Annotated in this window: 14 protein-coding genes and 1 riboswitch; of the genes, 6 read left to right on the top strand and 8 right to left on the bottom strand. The window is 50.1% G+C overall.

Annotated elements, in window-relative coordinates:
* Positions 1-32: 32 nt before the first annotated feature.
* Complete coding sequence (locus tag D0B88_RS07820) at positions 33-2,450, top strand: DUF1631 domain-containing protein (protein ID WP_225318585.1); 2,418 nt, start codon at positions 33-35, stop codon at positions 2,448-2,450.
* Between the two features lie 130 nt (positions 2,451-2,580).
* On the opposite strand, the gene uca is transcribed toward D0B88_RS07820, so the two are convergent.
* The 6 genes from uca to D0B88_RS07850 form a co-directional block, all read right to left on the bottom strand.
* The gene (gene uca / locus D0B88_RS07825; RefSeq protein ID WP_151056333.1) at positions 2,581-6,189 is read right to left on the bottom strand and encodes an urea carboxylase; all 3,609 of its coding nucleotides are present in this window, start codon (positions 6,187-6,189) and stop codon (positions 2,581-2,583) included.
* Between the two features lie 98 nt (positions 6,190-6,287).
* Entirely contained in the window at positions 6,288-6,965 is a 678-nt protein-coding gene (locus D0B88_RS07830) for an urea amidolyase associated protein UAAP2 (protein WP_151056335.1), read from the bottom strand.
* Positions 6,966-6,975: 10 nt separating this feature from the next.
* On the bottom strand, positions 6,976-7,713 hold the full coding sequence (locus D0B88_RS07835) for an urea amidolyase associated protein UAAP1 (protein ID WP_151056337.1): 738 nt from the start codon (positions 7,711-7,713) through the stop codon (positions 6,976-6,978).
* A 9-nt stretch (positions 7,714-7,722) separates the two neighbouring features.
* On the bottom strand, positions 7,723-8,493 hold the full coding sequence (locus tag D0B88_RS07840; protein ID WP_191966569.1) for an ABC transporter ATP-binding protein: 771 nt from the start codon (positions 8,491-8,493) through the stop codon (positions 7,723-7,725).
* Positions 8,494-8,590: 97 nt separating this feature from the next.
* Positions 8,591-9,412, bottom strand: a complete 822-nt coding sequence (locus D0B88_RS07845; protein WP_007645775.1) for an ABC transporter permease — start codon at positions 9,410-9,412, stop codon at positions 8,591-8,593.
* Positions 9,413-9,524: 112 nt separating this feature from the next.
* Positions 9,525-10,586, bottom strand: a complete 1,062-nt coding sequence (locus D0B88_RS07850) for a putative urea ABC transporter substrate-binding protein (protein WP_151056339.1) — start codon at positions 10,584-10,586, stop codon at positions 9,525-9,527.
* A gap of 71 nt (positions 10,587-10,657) precedes the next feature.
* Positions 10,658-10,787: riboswitch (guanidine-I (ykkC/yxkD leader) on the bottom strand.
* Positions 10,788-11,228: 441 nt separating this feature from the next.
* Here D0B88_RS07850 and D0B88_RS07855 point away from each other — a divergent pair.
* Positions 11,229-13,691: a DUF1631 family protein gene (locus D0B88_RS07855; RefSeq protein WP_151056341.1), complete on the top strand. Its 2,463-nt coding sequence runs from the start codon at positions 11,229-11,231 to the stop codon at positions 13,689-13,691.
* Complete coding sequence (locus D0B88_RS07860; protein ID WP_007645785.1) at positions 13,688-14,050, top strand: PilZ domain-containing protein; 363 nt, start codon at positions 13,688-13,690, stop codon at positions 14,048-14,050. The genes D0B88_RS07855 and D0B88_RS07860 overlap by 4 nt, the downstream gene beginning before the upstream one ends.
* A gap of 89 nt (positions 14,051-14,139) precedes the next feature.
* On the opposite strand, the gene D0B88_RS07865 is transcribed toward D0B88_RS07860, so the two are convergent.
* Together D0B88_RS07865 and D0B88_RS07870 are read right to left on the bottom strand one after the other, a co-directional pair.
* Entirely contained in the window at positions 14,140-15,246 is a 1,107-nt protein-coding gene (locus D0B88_RS07865; RefSeq protein WP_225318587.1) for a phospholipase A, read from the bottom strand.
* A 136-nt stretch (positions 15,247-15,382) separates the two neighbouring features.
* The gene (locus D0B88_RS07870) at positions 15,383-16,342 is read right to left on the bottom strand and encodes a hypothetical protein (RefSeq protein ID WP_225318588.1); all 960 of its coding nucleotides are present in this window, start codon (positions 16,340-16,342) and stop codon (positions 15,383-15,385) included.
* Between D0B88_RS07870 and D0B88_RS18990 the strand changes: the two genes are divergently transcribed.
* The 3 genes from D0B88_RS18990 to D0B88_RS07880 all read left to right on the top strand — a co-directional run bounded on the left by D0B88_RS18990 (position 16,337) and on the right by D0B88_RS07880 (position 20,673).
* Positions 16,337-16,540 carry a hypothetical protein gene (locus D0B88_RS18990; protein ID WP_007645790.1) on the top strand — a complete coding sequence of 68 codons (204 nt, stop codon included), beginning with the start codon at positions 16,337-16,339 and terminating at the stop codon, positions 16,538-16,540. The genes D0B88_RS07870 and D0B88_RS18990 overlap by 6 nt on opposite strands.
* A gap of 76 nt (positions 16,541-16,616) precedes the next feature.
* Positions 16,617-18,104 carry a tryptophan halogenase family protein gene (locus D0B88_RS07875; protein WP_191966545.1) on the top strand — a complete coding sequence of 496 codons (1,488 nt, stop codon included), beginning with the start codon at positions 16,617-16,619 and terminating at the stop codon, positions 18,102-18,104.
* Positions 18,105-18,318: 214 nt separating this feature from the next.
* Positions 18,319-20,673 carry a glycoside hydrolase N-terminal domain-containing protein gene (locus tag D0B88_RS07880; RefSeq protein ID WP_225318589.1) on the top strand — a complete coding sequence of 785 codons (2,355 nt, stop codon included), beginning with the start codon at positions 18,319-18,321 and terminating at the stop codon, positions 20,671-20,673.
* Positions 20,674-20,710: the final 37 nt, after the last annotated feature.

The following is a 20,710-nucleotide window of genomic DNA, read 5'->3' on the forward strand; positions in this document are numbered from 1 at the left end:
TCTTTCAATGGTAATTCACCATGAGTGAACAGATGAAATCAGACACTAATAGGGTGGTTCAGCTAGTCACTGAGCGTCCCGCCCCCGTCACTCAGCCCGTTGTGCTGGCGCGCTTACCTGCCCCCATGCACTCCTTGCGTGATAAGGCTCGTCAGCAATTGCAGCTTTATCTGCGCGAGCTGTTTGATCGCATTGACGATGCCATGTTTGAACTGGCGGATAAGGCGAACAACAATCAGGATCAGAACATTTTCTTTGATTCCATGCGCGAAGTGCGTATCCGCCGCCGCGCTATAGAGAATTCTTTTTTCCGTACTATTGATATCAGTTTTGCGCGTCTGTTAGACCCCAGTGCTTACAAAGATGAAAAGCGTTCAGCGGAAAAAGCTGTTTCGCTGGATGAGTTGTCGATTGTAAAAAATGATGAATTGGAGGAAATGGTTGCTGTAGAGGGGATGGTGAATAAAGCGAATGAGCAGTTTGCCGAACTTATCCAGCACCTGACTTTGCGCATTGACCACTTGGTTCCAACCAAGGTTTATCAAAAAAATAATCCTTTGGGTGTGGATGTTATTTGCAGCGCATTTACTGATGCGGCGGAATCTTTGAGCATAGATCTCAAAGCCAAGCTGGTCATGTACAAAATTTTTGACAATGTGATGATGAGTAAGTTGGGCAAGTTATTTGAAGTGCTCAACCAGACTTTAATTGATGCCAATATTTTGCCATCGCTCAAATCTGAGCTGCGCCCCGTGAAGCGTCCTGACACCTCGTCTAGTCATGCTGCTGACAATTTTGGACAGGGGTTGACGGCGGAGTTGAGTGGTGGGATGAATCATTACGATGATCAAACCCGACAAGTATTGAACCAGTTGCGTAATCTATTGGGCCCCAATAGAAGCGCTCAGCGCAATCAAGTTCCTGGTGATGAGATTAATACCCAGGACTTGATTAAAATGTTATCGCTCGCGCAGCAGCAAAATACCTTGGCCGCAAACAGCGCTGGCCCGTCCAATTTGCGCAGTTTTCTAACTGATTTATTACACAGTGAAACGCAAACGGCCGCGGCAATCAATCAGATTGATGATGATGTTATTAATCTGGTTAGCATGATGTTTGAGTTTATTCTGGATGACCGTAATTTGGCGGCGCCCATGAAAGTGTTGATTGGTCGCTTGCAAATTCCAATGGTAAAAGTCGCCATTGCGGACAAGACTTTCTTTAGTAAAGGTGGGCACCCAGCACGCCGCTTATTAAATGAAATGGCGATGGCCTGTTTAGGTTGGCAAGAACCGACCGATGAGAATCAACGCAAGGATACCCTGTTTGCAAAAATGGAAGAAATGGTGCAGACCATCCTTGCCGAGTTTGATACCGATATTGGTATTTTCGAACGTTTGCTGGTGGATTTCCGCTCGTATCTGGATAAAGAAAAGCGTCGTGCACAAATTCTTGAACAGCGCACCATTGATGCTGAAGACGGTAAAGCCAAATCCGAGCGCGCGCGCGCGCAAGTGGATGCAGAATTAAATCGTATTACCGTTGGCCGCGACTTGCCCTTGGCAGTGACTAAGTTATTGCGTGAGGCTTGGGCCAATGTGATGTTTATTACCTCGCTCAAACAAGGTGTTGAAAGTGAAGAGTGGCGTCGTTGTACACTCACTGCCCAGCAATTGGTCTGGAGCGTTGTGGCGCCGATGGATAAAGACAACCGTCAAAAATTATTGAAATTGGTTCCCGAGTTGTTACAGAAATTGCGTGCGGGCTTAGAGAGTATTTCGTTCAGTCCTTTTGAGACGGGCAATTTATTTAAACAATTGGAAATTGTTCACTTGGCGCGTTTGCGTGGCGACACCAAACCTATCGCACCTGCGGCACCGGTGGCTCCTACCATGGATCTTGCCGCTAAAACGCAAGAGATGGTCGCCAAAGCAGCAAGCATGAAAGCGGCAATGGCTGATGCACAAGCAAGATCACAAACAGCGCCTGCTACGGTACCCCCATTTGAGGTAGAGGAGTCTGTGGCGGTTGCTCCTGTTGCTCCGGTAATGGCAGAAATTGTGGAATCTGTAGTGGCAGTCGCTCCGGCTTCTGAATCAGAAGCTACTTCCGAGTTGGTTCAGGAGCATGTGGCAGAGCCTGTCATACAAGAAGTAATTGCTGACCCACAACATCTGGCGTTGGTAAACAATATTACCCAAGGCACCTGGTTTGAAATGCAGGGTGAAGCTGGAGAAAAATACCGTTGCCGTTTAGCGGCAATTATTCGCTCGGTAGGAAAATATATTTTTGTTAACCGCTCCGGAATGAAAGTCGCCGAAGAAAGCCGTGAAAGTTTGGCGATTGCATTACAAACCAAACGTTTAACTATTTTGGATGATGGCATGCTGTTTGATCGTGCACTGGAAGCAGTAATTGGTAGTTTGCGTGATCAGCGTACCTTGAGTTAATCGACGAATTGTTGTGCGTAAGATAAAAACGCCTCCCTTTAACAAAGGGAGGCGTTTTTATTTCCCCCTTTTAAAAAAGGGCAGCTAGGGTGTTAGGGGGTGTCTTTAAATCCCTGCCAATCTCCCTTTGTCAAAGGGAGGGAGCCAGCACCACCAATGTTTGCCCTGCTTGCACGCGCGCGCCATCGGTTTTTAACAGATGAGTGACTTTGCCGGAGCAGCTAGCGGTAATGTTAATTTCCATTTTCATCGATTCCAATATTAATAACACATCTCCCGCGTTCACCTCTTGCCCGACGGTTACTTGTGTTTGCCATACGCTGCCCGACACTGAGCTGTCGATGCGAATGGCGTCTTCGGGAAATTCGGTTTCGCTATGCTCTTCAATTATTTCTTCCTGTTCATAATTGAATTGGCCGTTGGCATGCCAGCGCGCTAGTTCTTCATCAAATGCTTGTTCCCGCTGTTGGGTAAACTGATTGATCGATGGCTCATTCTGCTCGATAAATTGCTGGTATTCGCTTAGGCTAAAATGGCTTTCTTCAATTTTTAGTGGGTAGCGCCCTTGCGGAAAGTTTTTGCGAATCGTTTGCAATTCTTCAGCGCTGACTTCATAAAAACGAATTTGGTCAAAAAAGTTTAGCAACCAGGGTTGTTTAAATTCTTTCGTTTGGCGATAGCGGTTCCACATTTGCAATGTGCGCCCGACAAACTGATACCCACCTGGGCCTTCCATTCCGTATACACATAAATAAGAGCCGCCGATACCGACGGAGTTTTCTGCCGTCCAGGTGCGGGCGGGGTTGTATTTTGTGGTGACTAAACGGTGGCGCGGGTCTACAGGCGTTGCGACTGGCGCGCCCAAATACACATCGCCCAATCCCATGACTAAATAGGAAGCGCTAAATAAAATGTTCTTAACGTCGGCGATGGAGTCCAGGCCATTGATGCGGCGGATAAATTCCAGGTTGCTTGGGCACCAGGGCGCATTGGCACGTACTGACTGAATATATTTTTGAATGGCCAATTGGCACGCTTCGTCATCCCAGCTGAGCGGCAAGTGCACAATGCGTGAGGGCACACTTAATTGGGCGAGCTGTGTTTTTAATGCGCGTTCGCCCACTTCAAGGTGCGCTAATAATTGTGCGAGAGATAATTGCTGGCTGTCGTAGTGAATTTGTAGTGAGCGAATGCCCGGTGTTAATTCACGTAAACCAGCGAGCGTATTTTGCTCCAACCATTGCATTAACGCGTGAGCGCGAAAGCGCAGTTTTATATCCAACTCAAGCGCGCCGTATTCAACCAATAAAAAATGATCACCCGCCGCGCGGTAAACAATATCTTCACCAAATTCAGTGGCGGCGAGAGTTTTTACAATTGGTGAGGAGGGAATGGTGATGCGCCAACTACAATTGATAGATGCTAATTTTTGCAGCGATTCGTTTTGCGTTTTTTCAATAACAACTGCATCCGCAATGGTGACAGGTACAAAACGAATTTTATCGCCTGCACGCACTTGTCCGAGTTTCCATAAATCGGCGCTGATTACCGTGGCGGGGCAGACAAAACCGCCAAGTGAGGGACCATCCGGCCCGAGAATAACGGGCATATCACCAGTAAAATCCACCGTGCCAAAGGCATAAGCATTATCGTGAATATTAGAGGGGTGCATACCCGCCTCACCGCCGGAGCTGCGTGCCCACTCTGGTTTTGGACCAATTAAGCGCACACCGGTGCGGCTGGAGTTGTAGTGCACTTCCCAGTCAGTAGCAAAAAATGTGTTGATGTCTTTTTCTGTAAAAAAATCCGGCGCGCCGTGGGGGCCATAGATAACGCGTAGCTGCCAGGTGTTGTTAATTTCTGTCTTCAGCTGGTCGTTAAATTTAGGAGTTGTAATCTTGGGGTTACAATTTTTTTCGTCGAGTGATAGCACATCGCCCGCACGCAACGCACGGCCATTGTGGCCGCCAAATTGGCCGAGTGTAAAAGTGGATTTTGCGCCGAGGTAATCGGGGCATTGAATGCCGCCCGCCACGGCTAAATAACTGCGCGCGCCTTTATCGCTGATTCGCCCAAGCTGTAATTGTTGCCCGGCTTTTATCTCAATCACTTCGTACAGCGGAATTATTTGACCATCGAGTTTTGCATCAATTTCCGCACCCGTTAATACAATTTTAGTGTCGCAACCAAATTTTAATCCGGGTCCTTGCAGGGTGATTTCCAAACCAGCAGCCGTTTCACAATTGTTTAACAGGCGATTCGCCAAACGAAACGAGTAGCTATCAAAAGGGCCGGAGGTGGGAACACCCACATGCCAATAACCGGTGCGACCGGGGAAATCCTGAATGGTGGTTTGCGTGCCGCCCTGAATTACATCGATGCGCGCCGGTTTAAATACAAAATTATTTAAGTAACGCGTGGTCATGCGACCTTGTAGTAGTGTTTCGTCTTTTAGCAGGCTGCGTAAATAACCAAGGTTGGTTTCTATGCCGTAGAGGTAAGTGTTGTCCAGCGCCTTGGTTAAGTTTTCCAAGGCATGCTCGCGGTTGTCGCCTTTAACAATAATTTTGGCAAGCATCGGATCAAAATACGCGGGGACTTCTATGCCGCTTTCAATCCAATGATCGATACGCAGATGATTTTGTGGCTCAGGGAACGACACCTTGCTGAGTAAACCGGCGCAGGGCTGGAAATTCAGTGCAGGATCTTCCGCGTATACGCGTACTTGAATAGCGTGACCCGCGGGTGATAATTGTTGACGCAGGGATTTTAGTTCGCCCAATTCGCCAGCTGCTTGGCGCAGCATCCACTCGACTAGATCCACACCGTATACTTCTTCGGTAACACCGTGCTCAACTTGCAAGCGAGTATTTACCTCGAGGAAATAAAATTTATCGTCCAGCGAGTCGTAAATAAATTCTACGGTTCCTGCATTGCGATAATTAACCGAAGCGAGTAATTGTTCGGCGGTACGTTGCATCGCTTCGCGTTGCGTGTCCGATAAATTGGGCGCGGGGCATTCTTCAACTACTTTTTGATTGCGACGCTGACTGGAGCAGTCACGCTCACCAATCGCTACTGCTGTACCTTTGCCATCACCAAAAACTTGCACTTCAATATGACGCGCCGCGGCGATAAATTTTTCCAAAAATACGCCGTCATCGGCGAAGTTATTTTTTCCCAAACGTTTTACCGAATCAAAGGCACCCATTAAATCCGCTTCGCAATTGCATAGCTGCATGCCAATGCCGCCACCACCGGCAGTGCTTTTTAACATGACTGGATAGCCAATAGCGGCTGCTGCTTGTTTCGCGTCATCCAGATTAATTAATAAATCGGTGCCGGGGCAGAGTGGCACATTGGCTGCCTGTGCCAATTCGCGCGCTTTGTGTTTTAAACCAAAGGTAATCATTTGTTCCGCAGTCGGGCCGATAAACACCACGCCTGCCGCTTCACATTCCGCCACAAAGTTGGCGTTTTCGCTTAAAAAACCATAACCGGGGTGAATTGCTTGGGCGCCAGTTTGCTGCGCAATGGCGATAATTTTTTGGCGATCCAAATAAGTCTGGGCAGCAGCGCCTTCACCCAAACAATAGGCTTCATCCGCCAGGCGTACATGCAGCGAGTCCGCATCTGATTCTGCATACACCGCAACGGAAATAATATTGAGTTTTTTGAGGGTGCGAATAATGCGGGTAGCAATGGCGCCGCGGTTGGCAATAAGCACTTTGGTAAACATGATTTTCTCCGGCAGGTCGTCCTGCTGGGATTAATTACGACAATGGTCGTCCATTGAAGATATTTGAATGTATTTATTTACTCTTTCAAAAATCTAATTTAATTCCACACAATCACTTCAATCGGTGTTGGGTTGTAACCGTTGCAAGGGTTGTTTAATTGTGGGCAATTGGAAATTAACATCACAATGTCCATTTTCGCTTGCAGCTCCACATATTTTCCCGGTGCGGAAATGCCATCGGCAAAGGTGAGGCCGCCATCACTGGTAACGGGTACATTCATAAAAAAATTAATGTTGTGGGTGATGTCGCGTTTGCCAATACCAAACTCCGGGTGTTCGGCAACGGCGAGCATCCAGCTGTCGCGACAGGCGTGCATGCAGCGTTTTTCCAAGCTGTAGCGCACGGTATTGCTTTCGGTGGCGCAAGCACCGCCGAGGGTGTCGTGGCGGCCGCAGGTGTCAGCAACAATTTCCAGTAATTCATTGTTAGCGTTGGATATGAGTTTGGTGCCTGCACTTAAATATAAATTGCCTTGGGTACGAATGGTATCCATCGCGCTGTAGCGTTCGCTTGGGTCTTTGGCGTTATAAAATAAAACGTCTGCTGCCTGGTTGCCTTCCAAATCCACAATGCGAAAGGTTTGGCCTTGTTTTATTTCACCTAAAAAATAATCACCGGCTTTGACGTGATGGCGCGCGGTAGCCGTTTCCGGGTGTAAATGACTTTGTTTGAGAGAAGCGTTGTGTTTGAGTGAAGTGCTGTGTGTGAGTGACATGCTGGGCCCCTTAATTCTTCGCTGCCAAATAATACAGTGCGTTGTTTTGGAATCCGCGTTGGTTTTCCGGGCGGAAATTTTTGCAGTAGTCGTCATCGCCCACGGGATCGGCTTCGCCCAATTCAATTTGCACTGAGGTAAAGGGGTAGCTGCTAGATTTATTGAGCGGATGTGGGCAGGCGTGCATTACCACCAGCGTATCCATTTCAAAACGCAACGTAACGCTATTGCCTGCGGCTTGGTTATTGGTGTCGAGGTGGATATTGCCATTGTCATCGGCGATGATTTTGCTAAACCAATTGATGTTGGATGCCATATCCGCGCGGCCTAAACCGTATTTAGCCAACTCCACTAAAAAGGCGTCGTAACCGTTTTGCAGCCATTGATTGCGATCGGTTTGATAATCACGTTTTCCAAATTGCTGCGCAATAATCTCTGCGGTGCTATTGCCGCAAACTGTGTCGTGCCAGTTGCCTGCGCCATTCACCGAATAATCTTCAACAATCGAGGCGAAAATGCGGCCCATATCTGAGTACAAACAATTGCCGCGCTGTAATTTAAAAGTGTGTTGGCATTTGAGGGTATCGGGTGCGTTGTAGCGCTCCAGCAAATTGCGTGGGTTGTAAAACAACATACCGACGTTCGCGCCGCCGGTCAGATCGGTAATTTTCATCAAGCTGCCGCGGCGCAATTCCAGTGACCAGTGGCCATTGCCGGGCAGTGTAGTGGTGTAAAGAATGTTGCTCATGCGTAAACCTTAACCTTCGTTGGGCTCTTGGGCGATTGATTTCAGTTCTGCCGGAATTTCTGTACTGCGTTTGGTGATCGGTAAATCGTAAGTGATATTTGCACCGTAGGCGGTGGGCGCTTGATTGTCGCGGCGCAGCTTGTCAAATACCCACAGCCGCGTGCCTAAATAAAAACCTTCACTTAAATCGTGAGTCACCATAAATACAGTGAGCTGATGTTCCTGCCAGAGTTTTAAAATTAATTGATGCATATCGGCGCGAATGCCGGGGTCGAGTGCCCCGAATGGTTCATCCAATAACAAAATACGTGGCTTGCGAATTAAGACTTGGGCGATGGCAAGGCGCTGTTTCATGCCACCGGATAATTCGTGCGGGTAGTGGTTCAGTGCGTGACTGAGACCGACGGAATCCAGTAATGCTTTTGCTTCGTCGATAACAACACGTTTTTGTTTGCCGAATAATTTCCCCAGCAGCGGTGAACGTTCAAATTCACGCGCGATGATGACATTCTCCAATACGCTTAAATGGGGGAAAACTGAATACTGTTGAAAGACTATACCGCGCGATTGATCCGGTTCGCTGCGAATGGTTTTACCATCCAGTAACAACTCACCCGAGCTGGGCACTTCCATGCCCAACAACATTTTTAAAAAAGTACTTTTACCGCAGCCGGAGGTGCCGACCATGGTAATAAACTCGCCAGCCTTAACACTGACATTTAAACGCTCCAGCACTACATTGTCGCCGTAGGTTTTCCACAAGTTTTTTGCCTGAATCATGGGTGCTGGCATCTGCTGGGCTCTTTTTTCTTCAAGAATGGTTTTATCAAAAGGAAGAATTGTCATAGTGCTGTTCGCCTAGTGTTTGCTGCTTGGCTTAATGTTTACTGTTTGGACTGTGCCAGGGAAAACACCAGAGATTTATTTTTGCCAGAAGCCAATCCACCAAAAAGGCGAGCAGGGTGATCCAGGCAACGTAAGGCAAAATGACATCCATCGACATATAACGACGCACCAGAAATATGCGATAACCCAAGCCGTCGGTGGAGGCGATGGCTTCGGCGGCAATTAAAAATAACCAGCCAGCTCCAAGCGATAAACGTACGGCATTAATTAAACGCGGCATTAATTGCGGTGTTAGTACACGCACAATAATTTGCCAGGTAGATGCACCCAGTGTTTGTGCTTTGACGAGTTGTTCGAGTGGAATTTCCTGTGTGCAGCGCTGCATGTCGCGCGCGATAAACGGGGCAACGCCGATCACAATTAATGCAACTTTGGATAACTCGCCCAAACCAAACACAATAAATAACACTGGCAGTAACGCCATGGGCGGCACGAGTGAAATCACTGTCAACAGCGGAGCAATCGGTGAATAAATCGTGGGAATCGCACCGGTTAATAAACCGATGGTAAAACCCAAAATGGCAGCGATAAAAATTCCCAGCGCTAAACGATGCAGGCTGCTGAGTGTGTCCTGCCAAAATAAATATTCACCGCTACGTTTGCTGGGTTCAAACGCGAGGCTTTGCATGGCCGAACCCATTTGCGCAAAACTTGGCAAGAGTTTGTCATTGGCATTTTCGGCCAAGCGCGCATCGGAGGCGACCAGATAAATCACCAGCAATAACGCAAAGGGCAGAATGCCCAATAATAATTTCAGCGGTTTTGATGGTGTTAAATTAATTAATCGTTTCATGGCGCTCTTCTTTTTTGTTTGACGTCACTCCCGCGTACGCGGGAGTCCAGTATTGTCTCTGGATCCCCGCTGGCGCGAGGATGACGGCTCTCGTGGTAATTAACCCAAGGAGTTAAAGTTTTTTGTCGGCAGCCATTTGCATGTAGGTGGTATCAAAACGCAGTTTCACGTTTTGTTTGTTGCCATAAATTCCTTTGGGGCCTGCGACGCCGATGAATTCGGCATCGGGTGCACCTTCGCCTAACAGGCCGTGGTCAAAAGAAAATTCAGCGACTTTTTGCATGGTGCTCAAGAGTGCGTCGCTGTTGACGAGTTCCAGCGCGGCTTGCGGGGTGTAAAACATTTTGGTGCTGGCGAGTTGTGCTTCAAAACCGGCGAGGTCAGTACCTGATGCCACGGCCATTGCTGTTTTGGCTTCCGTTGCGGCTTTGTTGCTACCGCTCATGGTGGTCATGATTTCATACCAGGCGCCAACAAGCGCTTTGCCCAAGGCCGGATTTTTTTGCAGGGTGGCGGTGTTCACTATCATCAAATCCATAATTTCGCCGGGGATTTGTGAGGAGTCAAATACCTTGGTGCTGTTGGGTTGTGCGAGGATTTCGCTGAGCAGCGGGTTCCAGGTGGTCACTGCAGTAACGTCTTTGGTGCCGTAAACCGCAACCATATCGGCATCGGAGGTGTTCACCACTTTCACATCGGCTTCTTTCATACCGACCGATTCCAAGGCGCGGGCGAGTAAGTAGTGCGACACACTCAACTCAACCAAATTCACTTGTTGGCCTTTGATGTCCTTGAGGGTTTTGTTGGTGCCTTTCAGCACAACACCGTCGTTGCCGTTGGAGAAGTCACCCACGATCAGCGCCGTTGAATCCACGCCGCCCGCCGCTGGAATGGTGAGCGCATCCATATTGGTCATCACGCAGCCATCAAATTGGCCGGCGGTATATTGGTTAATTGACTCGACGTAATCGTTGATTTGTACCACTTCGATTTCAATGCCGTATTTCTCGGCCCATTTCTCGACAATTTTTTGCTCGGCACCATAGCCCCAGGGCATCCAGCCTACATAGATGGACCAGCAGACTTTGAAGGGTTCAGCGGCACTGGCGAGGTTGGCGGAAAGGCCAAGTGTAAGGGCGAGTAATAGTTTTTTCAGACGGGAATGACGCAACATGAACAACCTCCAAGGGTATGGGTATACATCGGCGCAAGCATTAAGAGACCACTCTGGCGATTAGGCCAATCATCTCCCGGGCTTTTGTCCCGCCGTGTAACCCATGACCTACCAGAAGGTCTGGCGGCAGAGGTCGAAAGCTCTCGGACCAGACATCATTGGATGATTAATCGAATGACCGGAACCCTAGCTCTCTATTTAACAAATTGTGTGAATAGCCAGATCGCCCAGAGTGCGAATCAGTTATTTCGAAGTTCATATCGCAATATGAGTGCCAATTGTGGCAATTGGCGCGTGCAAGCGGTAATGGCGCGACTTGCCGCGTTTCACGCGCGGTAGAAGTTGGGTTGAGGATTGTAGTGGTGTTCTCATTTGGTGCGTACGGGGTTATAGGCAAGTCTGGTTGTGCGCTTTTTTGGTGCTATTTGTCTGCTGGCAGTGGGTGATTATTTTTTGCTCGCTGAGGGGCTAAAGCCGAGCTATTCTGTGAAACATCCACTGCAAGCTGCTAAGATTGTCGTTCAGGACAACCTTTTTGCCCATAACAGCGGTGGTTTCTTGTTTGGTTTTTAGGTTCGCACAGGCCCCTGATCTGGGTCTTCACAGGCAGGGTCTAAGGAATATGAATCTCACGGACTTATTATGCAAAACTCAGGTATGCAAAACTCTGGTGTACAAGCTTCAGGTTTACCCGGTGCCGATACTCCCAAATCGTCTCAATACACGACTGTCGCTATGTCAGAGCAATTAATTATTGAACATTTAAAACATTGTCGCGATTTAACGCGCGGCTTTGCGTATCGTGTTTTCCCCAATTTTTGGCGCGAGTGGTGTAAACAGATCCTTGAAATTGCCGAGCAGGCGAAATCGAATAAAGATCAGGTTGCGCTCTATGAAATCCAGAACTTGCTGAGCGCTGTGCAACAGGCGGCGGAGCAGGAGTTTTGCCAGCACTTGGCCAATGGCTTTGTAAAGTTCAAAAACAAATCGCTTAATACCCTTACCGGCGAGGAGCGCTTTAGTGGCGACATTCTCTCGCTAGTCGAGCATTCGGATCTGGAAGAGACGATTGCCATCACCTCAATTACCCATCGCGCGGATAATTTTTTTGCCGAAAACCTCTGGGCATTGCAACAGCGTTTAGCCCTGCTCAATGACGGCGAAAAAATTGATGAGCGCACCAACCCTTCCAGCCCGGTACAGTTTTGCGAGGCGCTGCGCAAGGTATTAACGAATCTGGATGTGGATGTAAAAACCAAAATCATCGGCTACAAGCTGTTTGATCAGGACGTGATCGGCATGCTCGGCGAGCTGTATGACGAGCTTAACGACTATTTGATCCGCCAGAATTTACTGCCCAATCTGCGTTTTGTGGTAGCACAGGATAAAGCTGACGCGGCTCGTGAGGACGCCATCCAGGATGATCCTTCCGAGCGAAACAGAACGGATGCTGAGCTGCAGCAACAAACCCTGGATGCCCAACAGCATCAGCGCCGCGCTAGCGATAAACTGCTAACCGGTGCGCTCAATCCCAACGATATTCAATATCAAAACAGTTTGCTGAATGCGATTCGCTTGTTGCAAACCCATGTCACCCAATTAATGCCCGCTGTTCAGGCTAGCGGCTTTACGGGGACGGCGGAGCAGGGCAATCGCGGGGCGAATAACATACCAGCGCCTGCCACTACAATGCCGGGCGCCACGGCGGTTGCCGCTGTGGCCAATACGCCGCCAGCGCAACTGCAGATATACAGCAGCAATCAATTGGTGAATGTTCTGGAGCAGATGCAGGGCAAGGCTTATCACCTGAGCCAGCAAGCCTTGGCTGACCGCGACGCTGGCCCGGTTGTTATTCCGGTGCAAACCGTGGCCGCTGTCAGCCAGCAAATGATGCAGCAGATTGCCAGCGAAAATGAAAACGGCGCGGTAGAAGCGGGTGATATGCAAACCATCGACCTGGTCGGCATGTTGTTTGAGTACATGCTCTCCGACGATCACTTGCCCGATTCAGTCAAAGCGCTGCTCAGTTATTTACACACGCCGTTTCTCAAAATCGCTTTTATCGATAAAGGCTTTTTTGAGCAACCGGAACACCCGGCGCGGGTGTTGCTCAACAGCCTTGCCGAAGCGGGTGTGCGTTGGGTGAGTAATGACGGTAGCGACCAATACGATATTTTCACCAAAATCAAAACCACGGTGTTCAGGCTGTTGCATGAGTTCAAGAACGATGTGCGCATTTTTGCCGAGCTGCTGATTGAATTTAATGGCTACACCAACAATGTGGCGCGCCGTCAGGAATTGATGGAGCGGCGCGCGCTGGAGAAAGCCCAGGGTGAAGAAAAACTGCGCGAAGCTAAATTGCAGGTGAATCACGAGGTGCGTAGTCGCACCGATAACCGTGAAATGCCTTCTGCAATCCTCCTGTTATTGCTTCAGCCCTGGTCGGATTACTTGTCCTTTGTGCTACTGCGCTACGGCGAAAAATCCGAGAGCTGGACGCGTGCGCTCAAAGTAATTGACGATTTGCTCTGGTCGCTGGAACCCAAAACCAGCCAGCAGGACAAGGTCAAACAAATGGAGCTGCAGGATAATCTGCATGCGGCGCTCGAGCGCGGTTTTGAAACCATTGGCTACGAGCAGGCCAAGGGCCGCAAATTGTTGGATGCGGTAGCGTCCCTGCAGCGCATGGCGTTGCTCAGCCGTAAAGCCGAGCCAGCTCCGGCACCAATGCGCAGCAAACTGGAATTACTCGCGGCGGAAAAAGCCGGGCATGCCAACGTCCAGCAGCAGCCTGTTTCTACCGAAGAGGCCAAGATTGTCGACAGCCTGAAAATGGTGGAGTTTGGTACCTGGTTTGAGTTTGATGGCGGCAAGCGTCTGAAAGTGGCCTGGTACAACAAAAAGACCCAGCACTACATGCTGGTGGATCAGCAGGGGCGCAAAGTATCGCTGGCGGCAGGTTTACAGCTGGCGCGGGATATGATCGCCGGGCGCGCCAAAATTATTGCGGGCAGTACCAAACCCTTCTTTGAGCGAGCGCTGGAAAATATTTATCACACACTCAACGAGCGTGCCGATCACCTCAAAACGGGGGCTGCATCATGACGCACAATTGTTCCAAGGAGCATGATCGCGAACTGGAGCGGCATATCATCAACGGCGATGTGGATGTTTATGACAGTTTGCGCGATATGTATGTTGGCCGCTTGGTAAATATCCATACCCAAGGATTGATGGTGATGGGGGATTTGTCACTGGAAGAGGATCGCCTTTACACCCTGGACTTGCATTTGCCCGAGCCAGTTAATGATCAAATGGTGATTCATTTGGGGGTGGATTGTTTGTGGACGCGGGAGGCTGATCTGGCAGGTAAATACTGGATTGGTTTTTCCATTATCGATGCATCTTCACAGGCGTTGCAGTCTATTCAAGCGTTGGTGGAGCGATTGGGCGAGTCTTATTAGTTTGTGATTGCCACCCTTATCCCGTTAAAAAGGCGCCGCGTTGGTAACGCGGCGCCTTTTTGCATTTCAGGCAAGCCAGTAGGCGGCATTTAAAACAGGTCAGTAAATACTATGCCCAGCGCAAATACTTCCAGGTCGACGTTGTAGTCAATCAGGCTGTGACCATAACCTTTAAAGTATTTCAGTTGGCCGCGCAGGTTGCTGCTGATTGGGAAACTCCAGCCCAGTTCAAGGGCGCCGCGATTGTCGCCATCCAGCGCGTTGCGCAGCATAACGCTGTAAATGTCGTCCTTACGCTGATAGGCCGCGTTAAATTCAAATTTCCCCATGTAGTCGGTGATATCCGGGTTGTCGTCGCCATCGGGATCGCCGGGGTATTCCTGTGCGGATTCCGGCAGGCGATACCAGGGGTTGAGTGCAAAGGCAAAGTTGCCTCGCTCGAACACGCTATTGAGCATCACCCGGTTCCAGCTGCGCGATAACAGGCCGCCCTGGCCGTTGGATTGATGGTTGAGAATTACGTCGTTGAGCACATTGCGAAAACCCAAAAACTCCCAGTCATTGGTAAAACTGAGAATTAACTCTGGTTGGTGATTGGTTTCGCGAAAGGGGGCTGAGTCGGCATCGCTGTAAAGCTGCCAGAGCGAGTGGTTGGTATAACCCAGGTAGAGGTGGCCGTTATCGCCAAAAATATCCTCGCGTAGCAGTATTTTGATGCTCAGCTGGAAGTCCGCTTCGGCTTTGCTCAGGTCGCTCAGGGATTCATTGTCATTGTCGCGATAGGGTGACTCGTTGGGAGTGCGGGTATAGCTGGCGGGGAAAAAGTAATTAATTTTGTGTGGGGTGAGCATAAACCGGTTGGCGCGATTAAGTGCCTCCAGCGTCATGCGCCGTTTGAGCAGGCGCTCACCCTTATCGCCAGTGCTGTCTTCGCTGCTGACCTGTTGCTCTTGTAATTCGCTTTCGCCCGCGCTCTGCAATTGTTGTTCATAGAGCAACTGGCACCCCTGACGCAACTCAGCGACGGTCATGGTCGCAGCCGCACTGGGGATGGAGGCTTGCAGGCAGCTATTCATCGCCTCGGTTGGCATCTCGGGCGCAGATGTGGCGGGGGTGGTCTCTGTGGGCTGCGCGCTAAGGTTAGCGCTGAGCAGGGCGGAGCAAACCGGTAACACCAAAGGCCAGACGGAACGCATGGGCAGCTTCTCTCGGGGTGAGGTTGAGCGACAGTTGGCCGTTATTCTAGGCGTTGTCGCTCAGGAGGCAAGCAGTCTACCCTGCACTGTGCGGCATCGGTAAAGTGATTCACAGATTGCCAGCACATTTGCTCGCTCAACAAGTCTCCAGCCAGAGTTCTATATCCTGTTCGTGCCAATCGGTGAGCAGGTGTACGCCTTCATCAACCACTTTCAAATACATGTCGATTATGTCTGAGGCCAGCACAAACAAGCGATGGCTGTCGGCATTGATCTGGTGCGGGTTAACCACATCGCTCTCCACCATGGTAAGCAGGAAATCGAGTTTGATTTCATAGCTTTTCAGTTGCGAGAGCATAATCAGGTCTTTATCCAGCAAACCTTCCAGACGTTTGGTTTGATGGCGCAATTTTTCGTTGTTCACGCGGGTGCATTGAATGGCGTAGCGCAGTTTGCTGGTCACATCTTTATCGCAGTAGCCCAGTGCCGAGGCGTAGGTAGACAGGGCGCGAATACGGCCAATTTGCTCCGCCACGGCGGGCATTAAGCGGGTGGAAAAGTGCAGCACCTCCAGGTATTTAAAACGATTGGGGTAGCTACTACCTTCGGTGGGCGGCGCGCTGGGTTCGGCGCTGTTGCGCTCGGTTTGGCTAAGCGCTTGCGATGTGGGCTGCTCCAGCTGTTTGCCCAGCGCGGCAACCATGCTCAGTAACTGTTCGATCAGGTGACAGTGCAGCTCATAGTTATCAACCACGGCGTCCTGTTGCCAATCGCGGCTGATGGTCAGCCAGGCGTTGCTCAGGTTTTCCCGATCCCGGGCGCTGAGCAGGTTAAGGCTGCGGGCGGCAAACGCCTGCACCAACTCCAAACGGCGCTCCAGTTGTACTTGCAGTTGGGTCAATTCCGCGCGGAATAATGCATTGCCCCCCAGGGCTCCCATCGACATACCGCGGTGTCGCTGCACTGCTTTAATCATCTGGATCAGTTGCTTCACCAGTGTCAGGGCATCCAGTCGCTGCTGGTACTCTTCGCAAAACAGGGCAAATTGGGGCGACCCTTTGCTACCTGATGGTGCACCAAATGAAGGGTTGTGCATGTTGATAGTGCCTGTTCCCATTTTCTCTACCGCTCTATTCGTGAAATTGCCTGTATTCCGGTGCATTTTGGCGCATCAGAAAACCTACAAATCGCTATTACCTGTCTATTGCCTAAATCTTGGCAACAGGCGTGCCAGTTACAAAATAATGGTTTTGCATGGATGATAAATATTGTGCCAATAAAAATAGGGGCTTAATATCAATCATTTGGTCTTAATGACAATAATAAGTTGGGCCACTAGCGATCGTGCTAGCAGCTTGGGAGTTGTGTTGATGTCAAACAAACCTGTTAACCATATAGTCATTGCTGGCGGCGGTACCGCCGGCTGGATGACGGCAGCCTATTTAGCGCGCTGGCTGGAACCCACCAATATCCAGGTCACGCTAGTCGAGTCTGAGTTAATTGGCACAGTGGGGGTGGGGGAGGCCACGGTGCCGGGCATCCATCAATTCATCAAACACTTAGGCGTAAAAGAGAGTGAGTTTATCGCCGCCACCCATGCCACCTTTAAGCTCGGCATCGAATTCGAAGGCTGGGTTGCACCGGAACAGACGTTTTTCCACCCGTTTGCCGGGTACGGCGTACCGATTGAGGATCGTCCCTTTCACAAGACCTGGTGGTCGGCCAAACAAGAGGGTTACAGCGCCAGTTTGGCGGAGTTTTGCTTATGCACCCAGCTGGCCGGTGCAGGCAAATTTGCGCAGCCGAGCTTTGATCCCGACAGTCGTTTAGCCTGGTACAACTACGCCTATCACTTTGACGCCTCACTGTTTGCCAAATACCTGCGCGGCTACGCCGAACAGCGCCGGGTCACGCGGATAGAGGGAAAAATCCAGCAGGTTACACTCGATCCCGACAGCGGTTTTATCCAGTCACTGCAACTGGAGTCAGGGCAGGTTATTGGCGGCGATTTGTTTGTGGACTGCTCGGGCATGAGTGCATTGCTCATCGAAAAAGCCTTGGGGGTGGGCTATGAGGATTGGAGCCAGTGGCTGCTGAGCGATTCGGCGCTGGCAGTGCAGACCCGAACCGTGGCCGAGCCAGATCCATTCACTCGCTCAACCGCACGTAGCGCAGGCTGGCAGTGGCATATTCCGCTGCAGCATCGGGTGGGCAATGGCTATGTCTATTCCAGCCAATTTATCAGTGAGGATCAGGCGCGTGCGGAGCTGCTAGCCAACATCGAGGGCGAAAGGCTCACCGAGCCGAGGTTGATCCGTTTTACTACCGGCATGCGCGACCATTTCTGGCATAAAAACTGTGTGGCGATTGGCCTCTCCAGTGGTTTTCTGGAGCCTTTGGAATCCACCAGTATTTCCCTTATCCAGACTGGTATCAGCAAGCTCGCCGCGTTTTTGGTGAACTTTGAGATTAATGACCAACATGTGGCTGAAGCCAACCGCCTCAATCGCCTGGAGTACGAGCGCATCCGCGATTTTATTATCCTGCACTACAAGTTAAATGGTCGCCCGGAGCCCTTGTGGCAGCATGTACAGGCGATGGATATCCCTGCCAGCCTTACAGAAAAAATTGCCCATTTTAAGGCGACAGGTGACATCCAATTGCTGGAGCAGGAATCCTTTGTTGAGGAGAGCTGGATCAGCATGTTTGCGGGATTTGGCCTCAGTCCAGCTGCGCTAACACCATCTCGCGACTCCGCCAAAATGCACACCGTCATGGACAAAATGCGTGCGGCGATCGTTAAAGGGCGCGAGTACGCCCCTTCTCATGCCGATTTTCTGCGGACTCTGGGTTCATAAAGTAGCCACGTTGTTTCCTTTGGTAGCATGAAAACGGTGCCATTTTTGTTATAGGTGATAAAGCTTGCGCCAATAAAAACATTGCCTTAACATTGCTCCATATAGTCATATATACCATATACATCTGACCCATTCTGAGGTAAGCCGCTTGCGCTGTTATTCTTCGCTTACATCTTCCTTTTACCCCCTGCGTGGCATTTGTGCGGCGGCGCTGATGCTGGTTGGCGTTGCCTCATCAGTGCAGGCCGCTGGTGGTGAGTCTATTTGGTTTGATGCGCCGGCTGCTGATTGGGAGCGTGAAGGTCTACCGATTGGCAACGGTGCTTTGGGTGCCGTTATTGCCGGCGATGTGACGCGTGACCGTATCCAGTTCAACGAAAAAACCTTATGGACTGGCGGCCCAGGTGCGCAAGGTTACGATTTTGGTTGGCCACAACAAGCACAGGGCGATGCGGTCGCGCAGGTCAGAACGACCATCAATGAACAGGGTTCAATTACCCCGGAAGACGCCGCCAAACTGTTGGGTCACAAGATCACCGCCTACGGCGATTACCAGACTTTTGGCGATCTTATAATTGATTCGAATAAAAATGACAGCGATGTCAAAAGTGTTTTCACTAATTACCGCCGCGAGTTATCGCTCAGCGATGCGCAAATTAATGTGAGTTACGAACAGGGCGGTGTGCGCTATCGCCGCGAGTATCTCGCCAGTTACCCGGATGGCGTGATTGCAATTAAATATTCCGCCGATCAGCCGGCGAGCATTTCCTTCACCGCCAGTGTGCAAGTGCCAGACAATCGCAGTTTGGCTGTGGCCATCGACCAAGGTCGCATCACTGCCAGTGGCAAATTGCACAGCAACGGTTTGCAGTTTGAAACCCAAATCCAACTGCTCAACCAGGGTGGTGAATTAGCGGTAATCGACGGCAATAAAATCCAGGTCACCGCTGCTGACTCGGTTGTGATTCTGCTCGCGGCAGGTACTGATTACGCCCAGTCCTATCCAAAATATCGCGGTGCGCATCCCAACAAGCGTTTGCATAAACAACTTAACAAGGCGAGCAAAAAATCTTTTGAGCAATTACAGGCCACACACCGCGCGGATTATCAAACCCTGTTCAACCGTGTTGCGCTGGATATAGGTCAAAAACCACAATCGCTCACCACACCAAAGTTGCTTGCCGGTTATAAAAAAGGTGATGCCGTATTGGATCGCACTTTGGAGGCAACCTATTTCCAATTTGGTCGCTACTTGTTGATCTCCTCGTCGCGTCCCGGTTCGCTGCCCGCGAATTTGCAAGGTGTATGGAATAACTCCATCACCCCACCGTGGAATGCCGACTACCACGTCAACATTAATTTGCAAATGAATTACTGGCTGGCAGAGACCACCAATCTGCCGGAGTTAACCGCACCACTGTTTGATTTTGTCGACAGCCTTGTTGCTCCTGGCACTATTGCCGCGCATAAAGTTGCAGGTGTAGATAAAGGTTGGACGCTTTTTCTCAACACCAATATTTGGGGCTTTACCGGTGTTATCGATTGGCCCACCGCTTTTTGGCAGCCTGAAGCGGCAGCCTGGCTCGCACAGCATTATTACGAGCACTATTTATTTTCCGGTGATAAAAAATTTCTGCGTAACCGCGCTTATCCATTAATGAAAAGCGCGAGTGAATTCTGGTTGGAGTTTTTAGTAAAAGATCCGCGCGATGGAAAATGGATCGTATCACCCAGCTTCTCACCCGAGCACGGCCCTTTCACCCGCGCGGCTGCTATGTCACAACAAATTGTGTTTGATTTACTGCGCAATACCCACGAAGCCGCACTGCTGACGGGCGACAAAAAATTTGCCCAAGCTGTGCAAGAAAAATTGGCGAACCTGGATCGCGGAATGCGCATTGGCAGTTGGGGTCAGCTACAAGAGTGGAAGGAAGATATTGACGATCCAAAAAATGAACATCGCCATATTTCCCATTTATATGCACTGCATCCGGGGCGCGATATCAACCCGCGCAATACACCGGAATTACTTGCGGCAGCACGCACCACACTTAATGCGCGTGGCGATGGCGGCACCGGTTGGTCGCAAGCCTGGAAGGTCAATATGTGGGCGCGTTTGTTAGACGGCAATCGCGCGCACAAAGTATTGGGCGAACAATTACAACGCAGCACACTTAGTAATTTGTGGGACAACCATCCACCATTTCAAATTGATGGCAATTTTGGCGCGAGCGCCGGTATTGCAGAAATGTTATTGCAAAGTCACGGCGACGAATTACATTTTTTGCCCGCATTACCTGCAAGTTGGCCAAGCGGTTCGGTGACTGGTTTGCGCGCACGCGGCGGCATTACTGTAGATCTGCAATGGCACAAGGGCGAATTAACCCAAGCGCGCATTCACACGCAACACGCACAAAAAATCAATATCAGAACTTCACGTCCTGCAACAGAATTTACGTTGCAGGACGTAAAGCACGGGAAATCCCTTGGCATAAAAGCTGAGGGCAATTCAGGGAGTTTTGCAGCGCAAGGAACGGGGACATATCTCTTATCCAGCAGCGGGAGATAGCTCAAGGGGTAGTTTAAATAATATTAACTGGAGAAAA

Origin of the sequence: Cellvibrio sp. KY-YJ-3 (genome assembly GCF_008806955.1) — a bacterium.
Taxonomy (GTDB): domain Bacteria; phylum Pseudomonadota; class Gammaproteobacteria; order Pseudomonadales; family Cellvibrionaceae; genus Cellvibrio.